This is a genomic window from Marinobacter alkaliphilus, assembly GCF_055394375.1.
This window is the reverse complement of the sequence record NZ_AP043751.1, coordinates 657,447-679,879: the sequence shown is the minus strand read 5'-3', so window position 1 is coordinate 679,879 and position 22,433 is coordinate 657,447. Positions and strand designations below refer to the sequence as shown.

Sequence of the window (22,433 nt, the reverse complement as noted above, 5' to 3'; positions counted from 1 at the left end):
GCGCATCCGATGCTTTGGTAACCGGTGACTTTGATGGGAATGACAGAAAATCTGCTTTCAACCAGCCAGTGGTTGCTGACCGCGTCGATTTTTGTGCTGGTGTTGCTGGCAGCTTTGCGCTCAGTGGATTGGCAGGCGCTGAGGAAAGATAACGCCACCCAGCACTCGCTGTTTGGTGCGGCGGTGGTGTTGGGCTTTGTCTGGCAGTTACGGGCGGGCATCTCGCCCGGGCTGGCTATCCACATTTTTGGCATCACCGTGATCACCCTGATGCTTGGCTGGGCGTTGGCCGTTATCAGCGGTCTGTTAGCGCTGGTGATCACCGTTATTACCGGCCGCGAGCCTCTGGTGATGTTTGCCGCCAACGGCCTGGTGACGGTGATGGTGCCGGCTCTGGTTACCCACGCCATCATGCTGTGGGAGCGGCGCCGGGATTTCCGCAACTTCTTTGCCTACATTTTCTTTTGCGGTTTTTTTGGTGCCGGGCTGTCGGTGGCCGCAGCCGGTGTTCTGATGTGTCTGATGCTGTGGTCCAGCGGCGTTTATACCTTCGAGACCCTGGTGCACGAATACCTGCGCTACCTGCCACTGTTCATGATTCCGGAAGGCTTTGTGAACGGCGTTTTTGTGACCGGCCTGATGGTGTTTCACCCAGACCGGCTCAGCACCCTGGATCAGCGACGATACCGGTAACGCCCGGTCAGATGCCTCCGCCCTGGACGGAGGTTTGTTCATGTTTGCCCAGGCTGTGATGTCGGCTCACCTGATCGCGCCACTGTGCCAGCCAGGGCAGCAAGGCCTTCGCTTGCATTGGGCGGGCGATGCCATAACCCTGAATCAGATTGCACCCCATGTCCCTCAAGGCGCGAGCATGCTCCATGGTTTCCACGCCTTCAGCAAGAACCGGGTGGTCGAAACGTTGCGCAAGGAAAATCACGCTCTCCACAATCGCGCGGTCACTGGCATCGGTGAGCATGTTGCGGACGAAGCTCTGGTCGATCTTGATCACATCCACCGGCAGGGTACGCAGGTACGTCAGCGACGAGAAACCGGTGCCGAAGTCGTCCAGTGCCACCTGTAAGCCCAGGGACTGGCAGCGAGCCAACACATTGCTAGCGCGCTTGGTGTCTTCCAGCGCAGTGGATTCCAGAACCTCCAGGGTGATTTGCCCGGGGCGCACATCCGGATGGCTGTGCAAGTAGCTTTCCAGGTAATCGGCGAAACTTCGGTCCATCAGGTGGGGTGCGCTGATGTTGATGCTGACGGCGAGCGGTTCGTCCGCCTCATGCCACAGATTCATCTGATGGATGGCTTCCTTGAGTACCCACTGGCCAACCGGGATTTCCAGATGGCTGTTGGCGACGGCCGGCAGGAACTCACCGGGGGCAATCAGGCCTTTGTCCGGGTGATTCCAGCGAATCAGCGCCTCAAACGCGATCACCTGGCAGTCGACCATCCGAACCTGGGGCTGGAAATAGAGTTCAAACTCTTCGTTCTCCAGCGCCTGGGAAATCTGCATCAGTTGGTCCCGGCGCTGCCGACGATGAGCGTCCAGGCCGGGGTCGAAAATGTGGAACTGATTCCGGCCCTTCTCTTTGGCGGCATACATGGCCTGGTCAGCGTGGCGAATCAGGCCTTCTGCATCGGTGTCGTCCTCCGGATACAGGGTGACACCCAGGCTGGCGGTAAGGTTGACGGTGTGGCCACCAATCTGAAGGGGCTCGCTGACACTGGCGAGTATTCGCGAATACACTGGCTCCGGGCTGTCGCTCTGCAGTAGAAGCACGAATTCATCACCTCCAATGCGGGCGATGGTATCACCACTGCGGAGGTTGCGGGTCAGACGCTCGGCGGTTGCCCGCAGCGCCTGGTCGCCGATGTCATGGCCCAGCTGGTCGTTGATGGCTTTAAAGCCGTCCAGGTCCAGGTAGCAGATGGAGAGCACTCGCTTCTGACGATCCGCGTGGGTACGGGCCGAGCGAAGACGCTCTTCCAACAGTTGCCGGTTCGGCAGTCCGGTCAGGTCGTCGTAGTTGGCGGCACGGTCCAGTTCCTTGGCATGATTTTTCAGAGCAGTGATATCTGAGAACGCGGCCACGTGGTAGAAACACCCCGGCTCCTCAAGGTGAACGCGGCTGATCGACAGCAGCTCTGCATATTCTTCCCCGCTTTTCCGGCGGTTCCAGATTTCGCCCCGCCAGTGATCGGTCTTCTCAATCGACGTCCACATGGACTGGTAGTATTCGCGGGAGTGGCGACCGGAGCTGAGGATGGAAGGGTTCAATCCAAGTACTTCCGGGCGACTGTATCCGGTGATACGGGAGAAAGCCGGGTTGACGTCGATAATCCGATTGAAGTGATCAGTAATGACAATGGCTTCGTGGCTCCGATCAAACACGCTGGCGGCGATGCGCAGGCCGCGTTCACTATTCTTCCGGTCGGATATATTGGTCTGAATGACTACGAAGCCGGGCTCGACACCCTCGCTTTCGCCAACAGGCATACAGTAGGTGTGTACCCAGTAGGGCGTGCCATCCGCCGAATAATTGAGAATGTCTTCCTCGAACACTTCGCCACGGAACAGGTGTTGGCGAATACGGCGGACGGTCTCGGTGTCGGTGTCCGGCCCGTAGAGGAGTTCGCCGGGGTTCTTTCCAACTATGGTGTCGAGGTGAAAGCCGGTATGACGTTCGAAAGCGGCATTCACCCATTCGATGCGACCACCAGCATCCAGAATGAGCACCAGATTGCGGGTGGCAGAGGCCACCAGTGCCAGGCGCTTGGGGTCAATATCCGGTGATGTATTGTTGGAATCAGGGGCATTCGACATGTGTCGGGTGTTCCGGGTAACGGTGGCTTGGGTGTTTCTCTCCTCCCTGTGAGAGGGTGTGTCCGTTTATTGCAATCTCACAACGGGGCACGATGCTAGCCTATCTGGCCCGTTAAGACATTGGACCAAAGCGGTGTATGGTTGACGGAAGTCAATTTTCGGAAACATTCCTTGGCGGTGTCAGGCGGCAAGGACGTATCAGCGCCAGCGGGAGTGTTTTTGCAATTTGCGTTGCAGGGTCCGCCGGTGCATGTTCAGGGCCCGGGCGGTGGCGGAAATGTTGCCATCGTGTTCGTTCAGCACGCGCTGGATGTGTTCCCATTCCATTTCTTCCACAGACGGCGGTTCGGGCCTCAGGTCCGGTGGTGCGTCCAGCGGTTCAAAGCCATTCATCAACTGGTTCACGGTAACCGGCTTGCACAGGTAGTTGGCGGCGCCGCGGCGCATGGCTTCCACCGCCGTGGCAATACTGCCGTAACCAGTCAGCACCAGTACGTCCAGATCTGGCTTCTGCTCGAGAAGTTCCGGCAACAGTTGCAGGCCACTTTCCCCGGCCAGGTTGAGATCCAGAACACACCGGTTCACCGGCCTGGCACGGATGGCCTCCAGAGCGCTGTCAGCATCGCTGGCGCAGAGTGTTTCGATGCCCTGGCGAGACAGGGATCGGGCCAGCACCTGGAGAAACGCCTGGTCATCGTCGACCAGCAGCCAGAGTTCCTGAGTCGTCATGGTTGTATCTCCCCGCCTAGGGGCTGGGAAACCGGTAAATCGATCACCATGGTGGTGCCTGTTTCACTGGCCTTGGCCCGGAGATTGCCGCCAAGCCTCTGGATCGTGGCATTGGAAAGGAACAACCCAACCCCAAGACCATGGTGGGAGTCGACAATGTCCTCACCCGGCGTGCCCTGCAGAGCCGTTTCCAGGCCGTCACCCTGGTCCTCGACAACCACCTCCACCCGACCGGATTCCGACAACTGACTTCTGACGGCGACCCAGGACGGGCTCGCTGTCAGGGCATTTGCCAGCAGGTTGAGCACCGCCTGGTCCAGAGTGGCATCCACGGCCACCGAGACGTCGGGGTGGGCGCCTGGCCATTGAATCGGCCCTGACGGCCATAACAGCGTGGCCGACTCCCTCAGCCTGGCGAGCCAGTCTTTGACCGTCAGTATTTCCAGTTGCGCTGTGCGGGCTTCAATCGCCGCCTTGGTTAGTTGCTGCAAATGCTGGCTGCACAGGTTCAACTGCTGACCCATCAGGTCGAGATCTTCCGTCAGAGCCACGGAGGCCTGGCCTTCGGTGTGGGAACGGATTTCGTCCAGTAACAGGGTCATGGTATTCAGCGGGGTACCTAGCCGGTGGGCAACGGCGGCCGAAGACAGACCGAGGGCGATGATCTGTTCATCCCGCAAACGGTTTTCCCGGAATTGCGAAAGCTGGGACTGTTGCAGTCTTAGCCTGCGGGATAGGGTGCCAACCACCAGTAGCAGAATGGCGGCGGTCAGGGCAAAGGTCACCCACATGCCCACCAGATGCAGCCTGGCCAGGTCTGCCGAGTGGTGATCATGCATAACCGGGGTGTGCCAGAGCACCAGCGCTGTATACACCGCAACGCCGGTGACGGTAAGGACAATGCTCTGGCGGCTGGGGACCAGAATGATGGCGACGGCAATGGGCAGCAGCAGCAAGGACACCAGGGGGTTGGTGTAGCCGCCGGTGAAATACAGCCACCAGCCGATCAGGAACAGATCTGTGGCCAGGGTCAGGCTGACCGGTGCGAACGTTTCGGGGGGCCTACGGCTGAACCACAGCCAGGCCAGCGTGGCCAGAACGGCATAAAGCAGGCTGAGGATCAGGGCCTCGGCCCGGTGGGCCAGTGTTACGGTGGTTTCGGCAACAGCGATCGCGACCAGTTGCGTGGCAATAATGGCCAGCCGCATACCCAGAAGATAACGGGCAGCCTGGCGAAAACCGGTTTGAGAGTGTGTGAGCCATTCCATAGACGGCATTCTAGCAGCATGCCATCGGCCATGGTGGTGAAAACGGCGTTTGTTTGCGACGGGTCAATCGGTGAAATAACAGACCAGTTGCTGGCGCACCACATCACCGGTCAGTTGCAGGTGTTGCGCCTGCAGATCATGCACCTGAACCGCACGGTTGACCGCAGATTCGGTGCTGGTGGGCGTCGGGGCCCCGGGCAGGCGTTCAGGGTGATATCGGCAATGCTGGATGTCGGGAAACAGCGCCGCGTAGGCGATGCCGGTTTCTACCAGGTCCTGGAAAAAGTGAGAACCGTAGGACAGGTCTGGCACCATCTCGCCGGCCTTTTCTGAGACCTCGACCAGGGCGGCGACCCCGGCAATGTCCGCAAAGCGAACCGGAACGCCAAGATCCGGGCTGCTGGTGCCCCAGCGGCCCGGGCCGATCAGCAGGGTGGGCACACCGGATGCGCGGACAGCTTCGCCGACACGGCGGGCAACGTCATAGCGCTGGCTGGTGGACAGCCCGGCGTAGACCGACGCGTCGACCCGGATCACCCGTTCGATGGCCAGGTTGATGTTGCCGCCCATGAAGTGGCCCTGGGTTCTGAACAGTAGCTTACGCTCAGGCAAGTCGCCGGGCAGAGCCACCGGCCCGGTCTCGCCGATGGTCGCCAGCGGGCGGCATTGCACCAGGTTGAAGGCGGGGTTGCCCTGTTGGTCCAGGTGCAGGGTGAATTCCACATCCACCGGGTGCCGGTAGCCCGCTTCCAGGGTTTGCAGCAGATGCGACAGCCGGCTGATAAACGGAGTGCGCTGCACCAAAGGGCGGAAGGTCAGCCGCCACACCGGGCCTTGCAAGCCAATCTGCTCGGCCCGGGTACTGGCCGCCCGATCCACCTCGGCCAGGTGATCCATGGGCAGATCGTTGGTGGTTTCCAGCAACTGGCTCAGGGGCCGGGTGTCGAGCTTTCCATCCTGTAGGTCCAGCAAATCCACCAGGTGCTGGGAATACCGGTAGCTTTCGTCCTGGTTGCGGAACGGCTGGCGCATGGGATGGTCCAGCGCCATCACGCAGGCGTGATCGCCTTCAATGCGGTCAACCGCCCGGGTGCCCAGGCCCATCACCAGCCGGACCATCCCCGCTTCCGGGTCCATGCTGCTGTCCCAGGCGAAGGTGTTGCGCGACACCCCTACCCCGGCGGCATCGGGCAGGTAATAGCGACCATGAAACCGCCCGTTGACCCGCTGGATCAGCAGCGCCATGGGCTCTTCCCGCTGGTCCAGGCCCCGCTGTTTGCGGTACACCAGGGCATCTTCACTCATGGATGACGCGTACACCTGGCGGATTGCGTCTTCCAGTGCCGACAGCCGCTGTTCCGGTGCCCCCTGGTTGACCAGGAACACGCTGTCGTATTTGCCGGCAAAAGCATTGCCAAAGCCGTCTTCCTGCAGGCTCGATGAGCGCACCAGGATAGGATACTGGCCGTAGTGGTCCAGCAGTCGCTCCAGCTCGGCCTGTATCTCGTCGGGAAACTTGCCGGCCAGGATCGCGGCTCTGAGCGCGGGCGCCTCACTCAGGTAACCCTCCCCGGAGCGCTGCCGCATGATCGCCGGCCAGAGCCCGTTGTGGACCAGGAAAGCGTAATAGGCGTCGGTGCCCAGATAACTGGAATCGTGGGGCTCCAGCTGGCTTTGCCATGGTTCGGTGGCGTCTTTCAACAGAATGTTGCGGGCAATCAGCATGCCGGTGGCCTTGCCACCAATGTAGCCGCTGCCGACCAGGCGGCTGCGAATGCCCAGCAGGTCCTCCAGCGACAGGTAACGCCGTGCCAGCTCCAGTATCCGGGAATCGCGGCTGATCATTACTTGCAGCACTTGCTCCTGCAAGTCGTCGATACAGTCGGTGTCCTGGTCGGACAAAGCCCGGCTGGCTTCCTGGAACAATCGGTCCCAATAGTCCAGCAAGGGTTGGCGATGCAGGTGTTCAAGCTCGAGGCTGGCTTGCAGTCGGGTGGCATCGCTGCTGTCCGTTATGGGTTGAAACTGTCCATCATGCTCCCGGTGCGGCAGGAACATGGTGGGAGATTGCCGCCGCCAGGCCTTGATCGGATGAATCTGCACATCGTCACCGTGGCGATGCACATCAATCATCACCTGGGTGGTCTGGCGAATCCGGTCCAGGGTCCGGCGGGAGTGGCGTTCGGGGTGCAGGGCAAACCAGGCCACGGTGTCCAGTTCAAACAGAAACGGGCACACCACCCGGAAGAAATTACCGACCATGGCATCGGTTGCCCAGGCGTTGAGCAGCTCGCTCAGGCTGTCGCAGACATAAAAGGCGCCACGGCCATGTTGTTCGATCAGGTGCCAGACTCGACTGGTAAAGCTTTCAAAGCCACCGAGGGCGTCGATGGTGATGGTTCGAACCGACGGGTGGTCCCGGATAATCGGGGCATGGTCACCAAAGCGAAGGTAGATAATCTGCCGGCCGGCGTCAGAAGCGGCGTCTACGAAGGGAAGAACAAATCGGCGATAGTCGTCCAGGTCGGAAACCCGCCAGACCACGTTATCGCCGATTCGAAGGCCATCCAGAACCTCATCCAGCCCACTCAGGCCGGTGGAAACCCGGTCATCAGGCTGGAGAGGTTCGTTGCTGATCATGGCCGGATCAGATAACACCCATGGCGTTCATCGCCTTGGCAACGCGCAGGAAGCCATTGATATTGGCGCCCAGCACGTAGTTGCCCTCGGCACCGAACTCGGCGGCGGTCTCGTAGCAGTTCTTGTGGATATCGATCATGATTTCCTCAAGGCGCTTCTGGGTGTAATCGAAGGTCCAGGAGTCGCGGCTGGCGTTCTGCTGCATTTCCAGGGCGGACGTGGCAACACCGCCGGCGTTGGCGGCCTTGCCAGGGCCATAGGCAATCTTGGCATCCTGGAACACGATAATGCCTTCAGGCGTGGTCGGCATGTTGGCGCCTTCGGCCACGGCAACACAGCCGTTTTCGACCAGCATCTTGGCGTCTTTACCGTTCAGCTCGTTCTGGGTTGCGCAGGGCAGCGCCACATCGCAAGGCACGCTCCAGATGTTGCCGTCTTCCACGTACTTGGCGTCTTTGTGGTATTCAGTGTAGGCGCTGATCCGGCGACGCTCCACTTCCTTGATGCGCTTCAGGGTCTGCAGGTCGATGCCCTTCTCATGGACAATCATGCCCTGGGAATCGGAGCAGGCAATGACCTTGGCGCCCAGCTCGTGGGCTTTCTCGATGGCGTAAATGGCCACGTTGCCGGAACCGGAAACCACCACGGTTTTGCCTTCCAGCGAGTCACCACGGGCTTTCAGCATTTCGTGGGTGAAGAACACCGTGCCGTAGCCGGTGGCTTCAGTACGGGCGCGGCTGCCGCCCCAGTCCAGGCCCTTGCCGGTGAATACGCCGGACTCGTACCGGTTGGTGATGCGCTTGTACTGGCCAAATAGGTAGCCGATCTCACGGCCGCCAACGCCGATGTCGCCGGCTGGAACGTCGGTGTACTCGCCCAGGTGGCGGTACAGCTCGGTCATCATACTCTGACAAAAACGCATGATTTCGTCGTCGGACTTGCCTTTGGGATCAAAGTCGCTGCCGCCTTTACCGCCGCCGATGGGCAGGCCGGTCAAAGCGTTCTTGAAAATCTGTTCAAAGCCCAGGAACTTGATGATGCCCAGGTAAACGGACGGGTGGAAACGCATGCCACCTTTATAGGGCCCCAGGGCACTGTTGAATTCGACGCGGAAAGCACGGTTGATGTGAATCTCGCCGCTGTCGTCCTGCCAGGGTACACGGAAGATGATCTGGCGCTCAGGCTCACAGATGCGCTGGATGATTTTCTTGTCGGCGAACTCCGGATACTTCACCAGAACCGGCCCGAGGGTTTCCAGAACTTCGTGAACCGCCTGGTGGAATTCGCTCTCGCCCGGGTTGCGGTGCAGAACGTCCTGGAAAATCGGTTCGAGTTTTTCGTCGAGTTTAACTGTCATGGCAAGGCCCTCGGAATACGCGTATTGAAAACCGCAAAAACAGCGGTCGCCCAAAAAAAGGGCAGTGATTGCACCACATTGGCGCGCCAATTTGCAAGCCAGTCGGGTAAAAATTATTCAGACCTCACCCTCAGGAATACCTCCTTCGGGGTGCGGCATTGTGTCTCAAGCCAGCAAAGCCCTCGCCCTTTAATATTGCTAAAAATTGTCATTCCTCCCGTTTGAAATGCGCTGTTATAAGGAACGCCCTGCATGCTCAAGAAACGTCTGGCTCGCAGTATCAGCCTGGTGTTGGCTGGCTTTACCCTCACCCCCGCCGTTCACGCCCAGATGGAAGGAGAGGATTCGTTGCTGATACGGGTGACGGAGGGGCAATCCGCAGAGGCGGCAAGGCTTTTGGCTGCCGCCGTGCAGTCGGAGCCGGTGCAGCGGTTGTCGGGCAGCGCGTCGGTGTCGCTGTCTCGAATGGGAGGGCGGGGCCTTGACCCGGTGATTCGAGGCCAGAATGAGGAACGGGTAGACGTGCTGCTGGATGGCATGCGGGTTGAAGGTGCCTGCCCAAGCCGTATGGACCCGCCCACCAGTCGATTGAGCACGGCACTGGCGCCGGTGCTGGAAGTGCGAACCAGCAATCGCACCCTGCGTTGGGGGCCGATTGCCGGGGGGCAGGTAGTGGCGACCACGGCGGCTCCGGAATTCGCGGATGACAACCTGACCACTGGGCACCTGACTCTGGGTGGTGCAGACAATGGTGATGGCAAGTTAATGAATGGCAGTGTAGCTGTTGGCAGTAAAGCCTCCTACCTGCGGATGGCCGCAGGCTATGACGAAGCCAACGATTATGAGGACGGCGATGGCAACAAGGTTCGCAGTTCCTATGAGAATACCGAAGGCCGGGTGGATGCTGCCTGGACAGCAGACAACGGTCTCTATATCAAAGGCCTGGTGAGCCGGCAGGAAGAGCGGGATGTGAAGTTTCCGGGCCGTGGCATGGATGCACCGAAAACCGATACTGACCTGTATCGGCTGGAAATCGGTGCGCCGGTGGCTGAGGGCAGCTGGAGCCTGATGGCCTGGCAAGCGGATGTGGACCACGTGATGGATAACTTCAGCCTGCGCGAAGCGGCCATGAGAATGCAGACCGACTCGCAAACCCGCACCCAGGGTGCCCGCCTGGTGCTGGATCAGACCATCAACTTTACCAAAGACATCGCCATTGGTTTGGACGTGGAACGTAATGAGTGGGATGCCACCATGTACAACGGCATGAATCTGGACAACCCGGCGTCGTTGATGTGGCCGGGTGTGGAGCGGGACCGTGTTGGCGTCTTCGTGGAGGCATTTCACCGGATTCGGGTCAATACCCGCCTGGGTGCCGGTATCCGCTATGACCGGGTTGAGATGGATGCCACCCGCGCCGGAGACAGCTTCCGGATGATGCCCGGGGCGCCCATGACCATGACCCCGGCGATGCTGTATATGAGCGCCTATGGAGTCACGGACACCAAGGCCGACGATAACAATGTCAGCGGCTTTATCACCGGCGAGTGGCGTTTGTCTCCGGCCAACACTCTGGAAGCCACCGCTTCCCACAGTGTTCGTTCCCCCAGCGTGAACGAGCGCTACGTTGCCCAGAGAACGATGCGAGGCTCCTGGATTGGTAATCCGGATCTGGAAACCGAAAAGCACAACAAGCTGGAAGTGAGCCTGTCTGGCCGTGATGGCAACTGGAGCTGGCGCCCGGCGGTCTGGGTAGACCAGGTGGAAGATTATGTTTATCGATTTGATACCCGCAATCCCGATGGCACGGTGGATACCCGGTACGCCAACATAGATGCCCGGTTACTGGGTGTGGAAGGTCTGGTTGGCTGGAGCAACGGCACCTGGAGTACCAGTAGCAAGCTGGCCTCCGTTCGCGGAGAAAATCGCGATGCGGACAAGGCCCTGCCGAGAATTCCGCCTATCCAGTTTATCCAGACCTTGGGCTGGCATTATCAGGGGCACACCCTGGAGGCCGAGTGGCAACTGGCTCGCCGGCAGGACCGGGTGGATCTGGAGTCCGGCCTGGACCCAAGCACTTCACCGGGTTATGGCGTGTTCAATCTGTCGGGAACCCATCCGCTGGTGGCGAACCTGAGCTTTACCTGGGCGGTGGATAATCTGTTTGATAACACCTGGGCGTATCATGTCAGCAAGGACAACCTGGCAGACAGCGGTGTTTTCAGGGTCAACGAACCCGGTCGCACCCTGCGTGCCGCGCTGACCGCGCGCTGGTAGAAACGATTATGGCGGTTGCCCGCTTCTCATAGCCGGCGGGTGACATTGTGCCCCGGGTAGATGACGAATCTGCCCGGGGCCTTTTTTTTGATGCCCCGGCCGGGGATTCGGAATGGCCGTGCGGATGCGGCTAGAATGAAAGCGTTTTCGTTCCTAAAGTCACCGGAATATCAGGTTTGTTATGAGTCATCGGCCCGGCTGGGTGTTCTACTGTTCTTTCGTACTGCTGGTTCTGTTCGTGGTGGCCGGGGGCCTGATGCCCGCCGAGTTGTTACGCTATGCCAATGAGGCACTGGATTTCACCACCCTGCATTTTGGCTGGCTGTATCTGTTTGCCACTTCTGGATTTCTGGTGTTCTGCATTGCCGTTGCTGCCGGTAATTACGGCAAGATTCGCCTGGGTGCCGATGGTGAGGCACCGGAGTTTTCCTATCTGACCTGGCTGGGCATGATCTTTTCCGCCGGTATGGGTGTTGGCCTGGTGTTCTGGGCCGTGGCCGAGCCCATGAGCCATTTTGTGGCGCCCCCGTTTGACTCGGCTGAGCCCCGTGGCCCACAGGCCGCGAGCATGGCGATGCGGTATTCCTTGTTTCACTGGGGCTTTCACCAGTGGGCCAACTTTGCCCTGGTGGGTCTGGCCATTGCCTATGTGCGCTTCCGCCTGCAACGCCCCGGTTTGATCAGTGAAGCCTTCCGCTCCACTCTGGGTAACCGGGTGGACTCGGGTATCGGACATTCCATCAATATCCTCGCCGTTGTCTCCACCGTGTTCGGGGTGGCGACCACCCTAGGCCTGGGCGTCATCCAGATCAACAGTGGTTTGGGGGCGGTGGCCGGTACCGCGTTCGGCGTCACCCAACAACTGTTCATTCTGGCCGGCGTTGCGGTTGTGTTCCTGCTGTGTTCCCTGGCGCCACTGGAGAGCGGGATTCGCTATGTGAGTGATGCCAACATGCTGCTGGCGGCAGGGTTGCTGGTGTTCGTGTTCTTTATGGGCCCAACAGACTTCATTACCGCCGCCATGACCAATGCCATTGGTGACTATTTCGCCAACATGGTCGGCATGAGCCTGGTGATGACGCCCTACACCGGCGATGACTGGGTGGAGCGATGGACCATCTTCTACTGGGCCTGGGGGCTGTCCTGGGCACCCTTTGTCGGTAGTTTTATTGCCCGGATCTCCCGGGGCCGAACCATCCGGGAGTTCGTGTTCGGGGTGATTGGCATGCCGGTGTTGCTCAGTATTGTCTGGTTCTCCACCTTTGGCGGCTCCGCGTTGTATTTCGAACTGTTTGAGGGGGCCGCCCTGGGTGACGCCGTGCTGGCGGAGATGAGCTCGGCCCTGTTCGCCACCCTGAACTACCTGCCGGGCACTACCATTATTGGCGGCCTGATGCTGGTGCTGATCGTGCTGTTCGTTATTACTTCCGCCAACTCGGCTACCTTTGTGCTGGGTATGTTTACCAGTAAAGGGGTTCTGAACCCGAAACGCTGGTCCCGCTTGACCTGGGGCATAGTGCAGGTGTCGGTGGCCGGGGTACTGTTGCTCAGTGGCGGACTGGAAGCGCTCCAGACCATTTCAATACTGGCTGCCTTCCCGTTCATGGTGTTGATGATTTTTATGGCTGTTGCCCTGTTGAAATCACTGCGAAACGAGCAGCGGCAGATCGAGTTGCACGAGGCCATGACCAGAGAGCGCTTGCTGCGCCTGCTGGCAGAAAACGATCACCTTGGTGATGAGCGGGCTGGCTCTGAACCCGGGTTGAAGCCCGAGGAGCCCGGGAAAAACGAATGATCATCCGTTGAATGGTACCGGATGGATTTTCTGATGTTGGCTGACTGTCGGTTGTGGCTGTGAATATTTGTCGCACCCTGTTAACAATCCGAATACGGTAACGGGTTGTATAGTAACTTTGCGCGAAAGCGCGACTCAACCATCCTGAGCGTAGACACTACCCATGTACAAACGTTTTGTTCCTCTCCTGATTCTGGCCGCGGGTATTGCGGGCTTCATTGTGCTCAAGGCAACGCGCCCCGAGCCTGCCCAAGTGGCCGCCACCGAACGTAGCTGGCGGGTAGAGGTTCAGGTCGTGGCTCCTGCCACCGGAGTGCCTGTGTTGCCGTTGTACGGTGAAGTGGTGGCGCCTGACCAGCAAACGGTGGCTGCCACCATGGCTGGCCGCATTGCCGAGCGCCCGGCAGCGGAGGGTGCCCGGGTGAACCGTGGTGACCTTTTGTTGGCCCTGGACGAAGCAGACATTGAGCCGGCTCTTGCCCAGGCGCGGGCTCAGGTTCAGGATTTGCAGGCCCAGATCCGCTCGGAGCAGGTTCGCCATCGGAACGACCAGCGGGCTTTAGAAAGTGAACAGGCCATCGCCGACAACGCCCGCCGTCAGTTTGAACGGATTGAAGCCCTGGTGGGTCGGAACCTGGCTTCCCGGGAGAACCTGGAAGCGGCAACCGACGCCCTGGCCCGGGCGGAACTGACCGTCAGTACCCGGGAGCGGGCCATCGATGAACACCCGGCCCGGTTGCAAAGCTTGCAGGCCAGATTACTGCAAGCCACCGCTAACCTGACGGCCACAGAACGGGACGGTGACAGGGCCCGCGTCGTCGCGCCCTTTGATGGTGTGGTTACCAACGTGCAGGTGGCTGTGGGTGATCAGGTATCCCGCAATCAGTCGCTGTTGTCGATTTATCCGCTGGCCGGGCTCGAAGTGCGCGCCAGGGTGCCGGAAGTCTTCCAGCGGGAATTGATCGGGGCGCTGGAGCGGGGTGACACCCTCAACGCCTACAGCCGCAACCGGGAGCATCGGTTCACGTTAACCCGCTTTGCCGGGATTGCTGACCCCGCAGGCACCGAAGCGGTGTTGACGCTCGACGGGGCGCCGGCGGGCTTGAGGCCGGGTGCGCTGCTGCCGCTGACCCTTGAGCGACCCGCCCGGGAACAGGCGGTGGAAGTGCCATTCAGTGCCCTGTACGGCGCCGATAGCATCTATCTGATGACCGACGATCAGCGCATGCAGCGGGTGCAGGTGGAGCGCATCGGCGAGGCGATAGCCAGTAACGGCGAGCGTCGTTTGCTGATCGCCGGCGAGCAGCTTACGCCAGGCGCCCGCCTGATCATTACCCACCTCCCCAATGCCATGACCGGCCTGAAAGTTGAAGTGGCCGGTGACAACGGGGAGTCGTCAGAGTGAGGCGCAGGAAAGGCATTATCGGTTTCTTCGTCCACCACCGGGTAGCCGGCAATCTGGTTATGCTGGTGATGATTCTTGGTGGTGTGCTGGCCCTGAGCCGGATGAACATCCAGTTCTTTCCTACCTTTGCGTTGGATGTGGTCAGTGTGCGGGTGGTCTGGAGCGGTGCGTCTGCCGAGGACGTCGAACGGGGGATCACGGACCCTCTGGAGCAACGGCTCCGAAGTGTCGATGGCCTGAAGAAAATGACGTCTACCTCCGCTCAGGGCATCTCTTCCATCACCCTGGAATTCCATGAGGGCACCGATCCGATTCAGGCGGTGGACGACGTGCGCCAGCAGGTGGACGAGTTCAATAACCTGCCGGCTGACGCTGAAGAACCGCAGGTAGCCCGCATCGAACGTTATGAGCCGGTAGCCCGCCTGTTGATCTATGGCGACGTGGACCGCAGTGAACTGCGCAATCTGGTGTACCGGTTTGAAGACGAGCTGTTGGACCGGGGCATTGACCGCATCGCTATCCGTGGTTTACCGGAGCAGCAGATCAGTATCGATGTGCCGGCGGAACGGCTGGAAACCCTCGGTCTCTCGCTTGAACAGATTGCCGACCGGGTAGCCTCCCTGTCACGGGATTTGCCAGCGGGTATGATGGCGCAGCAGGACGCTACCCGGGAACTTCGCTCCATCGAGCAACGGCGCAGCCCGCAGGCCTTTGAAACCGTTCCGGTGCTCAGTGGTGACCGGGTGCGGATGCAGCTGGGCGATATCGCTATCATCCGCCAGGAAGCCCGTGACAACCAGACGGTGATGGAGAACCATGGCGTGCCTGCGGTGGAACTACAGCTGCAGCGCTCGGAAAACGGCAACTCTCTGGCCGCCGCCAAGGTGCTGGAAATTTGGCTGGAAGACACCCGGCCGGTGCTGCCGGATTCCATCAAAATGGAAGTGTATGACGAAACCTGGCAGCTGTTGCAGGATCGTATCTCCCTGTTGGTCAACAACGGCCTGGGTGGTCTGGTGCTGGTGGTGGGGTTGCTGTACCTGTTCCTGCCGGGGCGCGTGGCCATGTGGGTGGCGATCGGAATTCCCACCGCCTTTCTGGCCGCGCTGGCGGTGCTCTGGCTGATTGGTGGCTCCATCAACATGATTTCCCTGTTTGCCCTGATCATGGCGCTGGGGGTGATTGTGGATGACGCCATCGTGGTGGGTGAGGATGCCGATGCCCATGCGCGGATGGGCGAGGAATCCATTTATGCCTCCGAGGGTGCCGCCAAGCGCATGGTTTGGCCGGTGCTGGCATCGTCTCTGACCACGGTAGCGGCGTTTATGCCGTTGCTGGTGGTGGGGGGCGTGATTGGCAACATCCTGGGCGACATCCCCTTGGTGATGATCTGTGTCCTGATTGCCTCGCTGGTGGAGTGCTTCATTGTGCTGCCGGCGCACTTGCGCCACGCCTTCAAGCGTAAAACTGAAAAGGCGGGCCAGCCGGCGCCTGCAAAGCGTCAGCCAAACCCGGTCACTCGGCTTCGCAATGGCTTTGAGCGGCGGTTTGATGCTTTTCGCGATGGCCCGTTCCGGCGATTTTCTCGCTACAGCCTGAAGCATCGCGGCGTGACGGTGGCCAGCGCTCTGGCCCTGGCAATCCTCACCGTCGGCCTTTTGGCCGGTGGCCGTCTGGGCTTCAATTTTTTCCCGACACCGGAGCCCTCGGTGTTCTATGCCAACGCCAGTTTTGTCGCCGGTACCGATAAACGCGAGGTGGCGGATTTCATGCGCGAGATGCAGCGCACGCTGAATGAAACAGAGCAGGCGCTGGGTGGCAACCTGATTCTTCATGCGGTCACCACCTACGGTGCCACCCAGGGAGCCGAGGGCAGTTCCCGCAACGACGATGAGTTGGGCTCGATGCTGGTGGAACTGGTGCCGTCGGATCGGCGCGACGTCCGCAACCCGGAGTTCATTGAGCAATGGCGCAAGCGCCTTCCGTTACCCGCAGGGCTGGATTCGCTCAACATCAGTGAGCGCCAGTCCGGACCGCCGGGGCGGGATGTGAACATTCGCCTGACCGGCGACAGCGCCGATAACCTCAAACGCGCGGCCGACGAAGTGGCCCAGGCTCTCAGTACCCTGCCGGGCGTGCTGGATGTGGAAGACGACATGCCCTGGGGCCGGGAGCAGTTGATCTATCAGGTTAGCCCCTATGGTGAAGCCCTGGGCCTGACCACCGTGGATCTCGGGCGTCAGCTGCGGGCAGCCTTTGATGGCCGGATTGCCCAGATCTATCAGGACGGCCGTGACGAGATCGAAGTGCGGGTGCAGCTACCCCGCGATCAACGGGAGCGGTATTCCACCCTCGAGCAAATGACGGTGCGTATTCCGGATGGCCGATTCGTGCCGTTGACCCAGGTAATGAACCTGGACCACCGCCAGGGTTTCCAGGCCCTGCGCCATGCCGACGGCAAACTGGCGGTGGAGGTGACCTCGGCCCTGAATACCCGGGTGGCCACCACCGATCAGGTACTGGAAAGCCTGCAGGCCGGCGCCCTGCCGGATATCGCCAGTCGGTACGGTGTGCGTTACAGCTTTGAGGGGCGGTCTGCCGATCAGCGGGAGACCATGGATGACATGAAAACCGGGTTAATGATCGGGTTGGCGCTGATGTACGTGGTGCTGGCCTGGGTGTTTGCCTCCTGGAGTCTGCCGCTGATCGTAATGGCGATCATTCCCTTTGCCCTGGTGGGTGCCTTGTTGGGGCATTGGCTGATGGGGTTGCAGCTCACCATTCTGTCGTTGTTCGGGCTGTTTGGCTTGTCCGGTATTGTGGTCAACAACGCGATTATTCTGGTGTCGTTCTATAACCAGCAGCGCCAGAAAGGACTGGGTATTACCGATGCCCTCAATGAGGCGGCCGTGCAGCGGGTTCGAGCGGTACTGTTGACCTCCCTCACCACCATTGGTGGCTTGCTGCCGCTGTTGTTTGAAACCTCCCTGCAGGCGCAGTTCCTGATTCCCATGGCGACGTCCATCGCCTTTGGCCTGGGCCTGTCCACTTTCCTGGTGTTGCTGGTGATACCGGCACTGTTGTCGTGGCTGGAGCAGTTCCGGGAATGGCGTGCGCAGCGCCATGGCGAAACGCCGGAACCCCTGCAGGGTTGAACGTTGGGGGGCGAATTGGCCAACGGGGAGAACGTTAAGGTGCACAGTGCAGTAAACGTCAGCGGTTTACGTAAAACCTTCGGCCAGGGCGATTCGGCCGTTGCCGTGTTGTCTGACCTGGGCTTTGATCTGCCTGCCGGCAGTTCGTTGGCCCTGATGGGGCGTTCCGGCTCTGGCAAGTCCACCTTGCTGAATATTCTGTGTGGGCTAGAGCAAGTGGATGCCGGCACCGTGACATTGTTTGGCGAGTGCGGCCGGACCGCAGACTGGCCACGCCTGCGCCGCGAGCGAATCGGTGTCGTGTTTCAGGAAGCCAACCTGATGCCCACCCTGTCGCTGCTGGATAACGTGCGCTTTCGCGCTTCGCTGGCCGGCCAGCCGGAAACCCGTTGCCAACATTGGCTGGAGGTGCTTGATATCGGGGAGCTCGGCCACCGGTTTCCGGACCAGGTGTCTGGCGGCCAGCGCCAGCGGGCCGCGCTGGCCATGGTCTTCGCCATGGCGCCGGATCTGATTCTGGCAGACGAACCCACCGGCAGCCTGGATCGCAACACGGCCAACGAGGTGGCTGATGAGCTGTTCAGGCTCCAGGGCGATACCGGTTGCAGCCTGATTCTCGCTACCCACGACCCGGAGCTGGCTGCCCGCTGCCAGCAGACGCTGGACCTTGGCCATCGGTCCGGGGGCTGAGCGCCCATGACGGTGTTTACCGCCCTATTCAGCCACTATCGCCGGCACCCCTGGCAGGGCGCCGCGCTGGCCCTTCTGATGCTGCTGGCCACCGCCTTGTGGACCGGTATTCACCACCTCACCAGCCAGGCCCGCGACAGCCTCGGCCAGAGTGAACGGCTGGTGGAGGTGCGTGAACAAGTGCAGCGAGTTGATGGCGCAGCGCTCACGGTGGAGGATTTTGTCTTGCTTCGCCGCCAGGGCCTGTGCGTGATGCCTTGGCTGGAAGTCTTGCCGGAGGGGCAGTCCCGCCGGGTGATTGGCGTCGACCCTTTGGCAGCCCTGTGTTTTCAGGGCCAGGCTGATGTCGCCAGCTTCGATGGCCAGCCACTGGTCGGCCAGCCGTTTCTGGATATCGCCGACGCAGCTTCTCTAACGGCCGCCGAACAGCAGCTGTTCCTGATCCTGGCCGCGGGCGAGGGTCCTTTGCCCTCGGCCTATCGCGTGGCCCCTTTCGCTTTGTCACCGGATACCGGTCAGCTGGGCGACAGTTTCCTGCTGAACCTGGATGCCTTGAGTGTGCTGGTGTTGCTGATTACCGGGTTGCTCCTGCGCAGTGTCTATCTGTTGTCGTTGTCCCAGCGCCGGGACAGTTTCGCGCTCCTGGCCCGCTTTGGGGTGTCTGGCCGGCGGGTGCGCGGGCATCTGCTATTGGAGCTTCTGTGTCTTGCCGCTCTCACCCTGATTCCCGGTATCTGGCTGGGCCAGGCGCTGGCATCGGTACTGGAAGGTGGCTTCACCAATGTCATGGAAGGACTGTTTGATAGCCGTCAGTTAGCGACCGGCGGCAATCACTGGCGGGTGCCCGCATTGGTGATGACCGTGCTGCTGCTCGCCGTGGCCATGGTGGATTGGCTGATGCCGATGGTTGCCCGCGTCACGCCGGGCAGCCGCCTGCGGCCCGCAGCGGCCACATTGTTGGTGTCGGTTGGCCTGGCTGGTGTGTGGCTGGCTAATGCCTTGTGGCTGCTGTTTGTGGCACTGGCACTGGTGTTAGCCGGTATCGGGTGGTTAATGCCCCGGGGTCTGTCCTTGATCTCTGGTGCAGGTGTGCGTGCCAGCGCGCAACCGGGTTGGCGCTGGTGGTGGGCCGAGTTTGGCGTGTTGTGCCGGCGCCTGGCGTTGCCCCTGGTGGCGTTACAGTTCTCCCTGGCCATGGTGTTGGCCGTGCAGGCTTTGGTGATTACCTTTGAAGATACCTTTGATCGCTGGCTGAGCCAGCGATTGTCGGCGGATGTCTACGTGCAGGTGCCCGAGGGCGCGGACAGCGCACTGGCTGCCAACTGGCTGACGGAGCATCTCCCAAGCGCATACGAAGGGCTTTGGCACCATGTCCAGCGTGGCTTGGGCCGCTTCCGGCATGGGCAAGCCTGGCAGGATGTGGATATCTTTGCCGTGGCACCGGTTGGCCCATTGATGACCGGCTGGGGCCTGCTTGAGCAGACATCACAGCCCTGGCAGACACTGGCGTCTGGTGCCGGTGTGATGGTTAACGAGCAGCTCGCCTACCGCCTGGACTTGTCCGTGGGCGAAGAGCTGGAGCTGGTGCTGGCGGAGCAGGCCCTTAACTTGCCGGTGCTGGGTATCTACCCGGATTACGGCCGGCCTGCGGGGGAAGTGCTGATTGCAGGGCAAATTCTACCGGCGGACTTTGAGGTGACCTTCGAGAGCTTCTCGATCTCCCCGGCCAGTGTCCCTATTGAAACCATCACTGACGCGTTGCGGGCACTCTGGGCCGAGCCGGCATTGACCATCCGGGACAATCGTGCCATTCAGGACCTGGCCAACCGGGTGTTCGAGCAGACCTTTATGCTGACCCGTGCCATGACGGTGCTGACCCTGGCCCTGGCGGCGGTTGCCCTGTTACTGATGGGCTGGGTATTTCTGTCCACCCGCCTGTGGTACTTCCGGCTGCTGGAAGTCTGGGGTATGACTAAAGCAGAAATCTTCCGGAAACTCCTGCTGTTGGCGCTGGCAGTGACCCTGAGTGCAGCGGCGCTGGCTTTACCGCTGGGTGTTGGCCTGACCTGGGTGCTGGTGCAGCGCATCAACCCCCTGGCCTTCGGCTGGTCACTGCCGATGGCTGTCTATCCGGTTTTCTGGTTGGAATTGCTGGCCCTGGCGTTGCTCATCGGCGGCTGTATTGCCTTGCTGATGCGCCGGCAGTTGGGGCGCCCTGCGGTTCGCCCATCGGTGGCCGGTAGCGTGACGGGAGAAGAGCGATGAGGCTTCGTTGGCTGACCATGATGCTTGTCTACGGGCTGCTTGCAGGCTGCAGCGAGCCGGGCACAGACGCGGGTTTTGCCGGCCTGGGCGGAACGGCCGGCACCGACGGCGGATTCGAGCAGCCGGGACCGGGCACGGAACTGGTATTCCCCCGGGACTTCGGCCCTCATACGGCCCATCGCATCGAATGGTGGTACCTCACCGCGAATTTGGAAACGGACGCTGGCGAACCGCTGGGCTTGCAATGGACCCAGTTCCGCCAGGCCATCGAGCCCCGGGATTATGAATCCCCGTCACCGGAGCCCTCGGCCTGGCCATTGCAGGCGGCCTGGATGGCCCATGCCGCCGTCAGCTACCGGGAGCAGCATTGGTTCGGTGAACGCCTGGCCCGGGGTGATCTGGGCCAGGCGGGTGCCACCGCGGAGCCCTTCCAGGTCTGGCTCGACCACTGGCAACTGAGCACGGGCGAGTCCCCGAACCAGTGGCAGGTACAGGTCAGTCATGGGCAGCCCGATACGGAGAACTACTGGGCGTTTGACCTTGAACTGACCGTGCGGGGGGCGCCGGTGGCCCACGGGGTTGACGGGTTTAGTGCCAAGTCGGCCAGCGGTGAAGGGTCCATGTATTTCAGCCTGGTGGACATCGAGGTGACCGGACAGGTGAGGTTAGGGCGTGAAACGCTGCCGGTAAGGGGCAAGGCCTGGTTCGACCGGGAGTGGAGTAGCCAGTTTCTGAAAGCGGGCCAGCAGGGCTGGGACTGGTTTGCCCTGCACCTGGACTCCGGCGACAAACTGATGGCATTCCAGCTTCGGGAGCAGCAAGATCATTTCCGCTCTGGCACCTGGATACCGGCGGGTGGTGAGCCGATTGCCCTGGCTCCGGGCCAGTTGCAGTTGGAACCGGGCACCGGCGCGGAGCCTGTGCCCACCCGGTGGCGCTTGGCGGTGCCGGACCATGATATTGATCTGACGCTGTCGGCTCCACCAGGTAACTACACCAACGATGGTTTGTATCCCTACTGGGAAAGCCCGGTAACGGTGACTGGCAGTCACACAGGGGCAGGGTATATGGAGCTTACGGGCTACTCCGAGCCGTAGCGCTTTACCAGACCAGGTCGCCGGATGGTGAAGCCTGCTCAGACCGCAGATCAATAATTGCTTCCTGGCTTTGCTGCTCGGCTTCAATCAGCTCCCGCAGCCGGATTTCCTGTTCTTCCAGGGGGCCGGACAGATCAATGATGATTTCCACGCGCCGGTTCTTGGCCCGGTTGTCTGCGGTGGTGTTTGCGACCCGGGGGCGGGTATCGGCCAGGCCGGTTACTCGCAGGCGCTCGGGCGACACCTGATCCCGCGCCAGCAGCACATTCGCCACGGCGGCTGCCCGGGCCGCTGACAGGTCCCAGTTGCTGAAGAATCTTTCCGTGCGGATCGGGATGTTGTCGGTGTGGCCTTCCACCGCCAGATCGCCGGGCATGTCGGCCAGTACCTCTGCCATGTCAAGCAGCAAGCCCTCGAATTCCCAGGTCAGCTGAGCAGACCCGGACGGGAACGAGCCCTTCTCTTCGACCCGGATTACAATTCGGCGCTGGTCTTCCGAGACATTAATGCGCCCGTCCATAATCGCCGGCTCCAGCACTTCCAGGATCTCTGCCAGGTTGGCATCCATCTGTTCCTGAATGGCGTCCTGCACCGCCTGCTCGGTGGGGTCGTTAAGTGTCTGCAGTTGCGGCTGCTGATCGGTGGTGGTCTGGCGTATTTCATTGACCACGGTCGGCTCCGGCGGTGCCGGTGAGAACTTGTCGAAGATCGGGCTGGTGCCCATGGGGATTTCGAGGGCCGGAATTTCGCGCTGAACACCGAAGGCTTTGGACAGTTCACCGGCAATCTGCTTGAACTTCTGGGCGTCGATTTCGGAGAACGACAGCAGTAACACGAAGAAGCACATCAGCAACGACATCAGGTCGGCAAAGGTGACCACCCAGGCCGGTATCGCGCGCTTTTCCTCTTCCGGTAACTCGTCCAT

14 protein-coding genes are annotated in these 22,433 nt (G+C 60.8%); 8 read left to right on the top strand and 6 right to left on the bottom strand.

Annotated features, from left to right (window positions below; all coding sequences use genetic code 11):
* The first annotated feature begins 33 nt into the window (after window positions 1–33).
* Window positions 34–693, top strand: coding sequence for an energy-coupling factor ABC transporter permease (locus ACZ5Q2_RS03125; RefSeq protein WP_061331209.1), 660 nt, complete (start codon window positions 34–36; stop codon window positions 691–693).
* A gap of 7 nt (window positions 694–700) precedes the next feature.
* Here the strand turns inward: ACZ5Q2_RS03125 and ACZ5Q2_RS03120 are convergent, their stop codons facing one another.
* From ACZ5Q2_RS03120 to gdhA, 5 genes are all read right to left on the bottom strand, one after another.
* The gene (locus ACZ5Q2_RS03120) at window positions 701–2,830 is read right to left on the bottom strand and encodes a putative bifunctional diguanylate cyclase/phosphodiesterase (protein WP_432210456.1); all 2,130 of its coding nucleotides are present in this window, start codon (window positions 2,828–2,830) and stop codon (window positions 701–703) included.
* Window positions 2,831–3,028: 198 nt separating this feature from the next.
* On the bottom strand, window positions 3,029–3,559 hold the full coding sequence (locus ACZ5Q2_RS03115; protein ID WP_061331207.1) for a response regulator transcription factor: 531 nt from the start codon (window positions 3,557–3,559) through the stop codon (window positions 3,029–3,031).
* A complete protein-coding gene (locus tag ACZ5Q2_RS03110) occupies window positions 3,556–4,827 on the bottom strand; it encodes a sensor histidine kinase (protein ID WP_061331206.1) in 1,272 nt (423 codons plus the stop codon). The genes ACZ5Q2_RS03115 and ACZ5Q2_RS03110 overlap by 4 nt, the downstream gene beginning before the upstream one ends.
* 63 nt (window positions 4,828–4,890) lie before the next feature.
* Entirely contained in the window at window positions 4,891–7,467 is a 2,577-nt protein-coding gene (locus ACZ5Q2_RS03105; RefSeq protein WP_230714120.1) for a PEP/pyruvate-binding domain-containing protein, read from the bottom strand.
* Window positions 7,468–7,474: 7 nt separating this feature from the next.
* Complete coding sequence (gdhA, locus tag ACZ5Q2_RS03100; protein ID WP_061331205.1) at window positions 7,475–8,824, bottom strand: NADP-specific glutamate dehydrogenase; 1,350 nt, start codon at window positions 8,822–8,824, stop codon at window positions 7,475–7,477.
* 252 nt (window positions 8,825–9,076) lie between these two features.
* On the opposite strand from gdhA, the gene ACZ5Q2_RS03095 reads away from it, so the two are divergent.
* From ACZ5Q2_RS03095 to ACZ5Q2_RS03065, 7 genes are all read left to right on the top strand, one after another.
* Window positions 9,077–11,101 carry a TonB-dependent receptor domain-containing protein gene (locus tag ACZ5Q2_RS03095; RefSeq protein WP_432210457.1) on the top strand — a complete coding sequence of 675 codons (2,025 nt, stop codon included), beginning with the start codon at window positions 9,077–9,079 and terminating at the stop codon, window positions 11,099–11,101.
* A gap of 181 nt (window positions 11,102–11,282) precedes the next feature.
* A complete protein-coding gene (locus ACZ5Q2_RS03090) occupies window positions 11,283–12,896 on the top strand; it encodes a BCCT family transporter (protein WP_082780507.1) in 1,614 nt (537 codons plus the stop codon).
* 163 nt (window positions 12,897–13,059) lie between these two features.
* The gene (locus ACZ5Q2_RS03085) at window positions 13,060–14,301 is read left to right on the top strand and encodes an efflux RND transporter periplasmic adaptor subunit (RefSeq protein WP_061331204.1); all 1,242 of its coding nucleotides are present in this window, start codon (window positions 13,060–13,062) and stop codon (window positions 14,299–14,301) included.
* On the top strand, window positions 14,298–17,456 hold the full coding sequence (locus ACZ5Q2_RS03080) for an efflux RND transporter permease subunit (protein ID WP_061331203.1): 3,159 nt from the start codon (window positions 14,298–14,300) through the stop codon (window positions 17,454–17,456). The genes ACZ5Q2_RS03085 and ACZ5Q2_RS03080 overlap by 4 nt, the downstream gene beginning before the upstream one ends.
* Window positions 17,457–17,495: 39 nt before the next feature.
* Window positions 17,496–18,146 (top strand): ABC transporter ATP-binding protein, encoded by a 651-nt coding sequence (locus ACZ5Q2_RS03075; RefSeq protein WP_061331424.1) that lies wholly within the window; start codon window positions 17,496–17,498, stop codon window positions 18,144–18,146.
* A gap of 6 nt (window positions 18,147–18,152) precedes the next feature.
* Window positions 18,153–20,411 (top strand): FtsX-like permease family protein, encoded by a 2,259-nt coding sequence (locus tag ACZ5Q2_RS03070; RefSeq protein WP_061331202.1) that lies wholly within the window; start codon window positions 18,153–18,155, stop codon window positions 20,409–20,411.
* The gene (locus ACZ5Q2_RS03065; RefSeq protein ID WP_061331201.1) at window positions 20,408–21,508 is read left to right on the top strand and encodes a lipocalin-like domain-containing protein; all 1,101 of its coding nucleotides are present in this window, start codon (window positions 20,408–20,410) and stop codon (window positions 21,506–21,508) included. The genes ACZ5Q2_RS03070 and ACZ5Q2_RS03065 overlap by 4 nt, the downstream gene beginning before the upstream one ends.
* Window positions 21,509–21,512: 4 nt before the next feature.
* On the opposite strand, the gene ACZ5Q2_RS03060 is transcribed toward ACZ5Q2_RS03065, so the two are convergent.
* Entirely contained in the window at window positions 21,513–22,433 is a 921-nt protein-coding gene (locus ACZ5Q2_RS03060; RefSeq protein ID WP_061331200.1) for a flagellar motor protein MotB, read from the bottom strand.

Bases quoted from the DNA above. Each gene is read 5' to 3' on its own strand.
- ACZ5Q2_RS03125 (WP_061331209.1), top strand. From the start codon at position 34: ATGGGAATGACAGAAAATCTGCTTTCAACCAGCCAGTGGTTGCTGACC.
- ACZ5Q2_RS03120 (WP_432210456.1), bottom strand. From the start codon at position 2,830: ATGTCGAATGCCCCTGATTCCAACAATACATCACCGGATATTGACCCC.
- ACZ5Q2_RS03115 (WP_061331207.1), bottom strand. From the start codon at position 3,559: ATGACGACTCAGGAACTCTGGCTGCTGGTCGACGATGACCAGGCGTTT.
- ACZ5Q2_RS03110 (WP_061331206.1), bottom strand. From the start codon at position 4,827: ATGGAATGGCTCACACACTCTCAAACCGGTTTTCGCCAGGCTGCCCGT.
- ACZ5Q2_RS03105 (WP_230714120.1), bottom strand. From the start codon at position 7,467: ATGATCAGCAACGAACCTCTCCAGCCTGATGACCGGGTTTCCACCGGC.
- gdhA (WP_061331205.1), bottom strand. From the start codon at position 8,824: ATGACAGTTAAACTCGACGAAAAACTCGAACCGATTTTCCAGGACGTT.
- ACZ5Q2_RS03095 (WP_432210457.1), top strand. From the start codon at position 9,077: ATGCTCAAGAAACGTCTGGCTCGCAGTATCAGCCTGGTGTTGGCTGGC.
- ACZ5Q2_RS03090 (WP_082780507.1), top strand. From the start codon at position 11,283: ATGAGTCATCGGCCCGGCTGGGTGTTCTACTGTTCTTTCGTACTGCTG.
- ACZ5Q2_RS03085 (WP_061331204.1), top strand. From the start codon at position 13,060: ATGTACAAACGTTTTGTTCCTCTCCTGATTCTGGCCGCGGGTATTGCG.
- ACZ5Q2_RS03070 (WP_061331202.1), top strand. From the start codon at position 18,153: ATGACGGTGTTTACCGCCCTATTCAGCCACTATCGCCGGCACCCCTGG.
- ACZ5Q2_RS03065 (WP_061331201.1), top strand. From the start codon at position 20,408: ATGAGGCTTCGTTGGCTGACCATGATGCTTGTCTACGGGCTGCTTGCA.
- ACZ5Q2_RS03060 (WP_061331200.1), bottom strand. From the start codon at position 22,433: ATGGACGAGTTACCGGAAGAGGAAAAGCGCGCGATACCGGCCTGGGTG.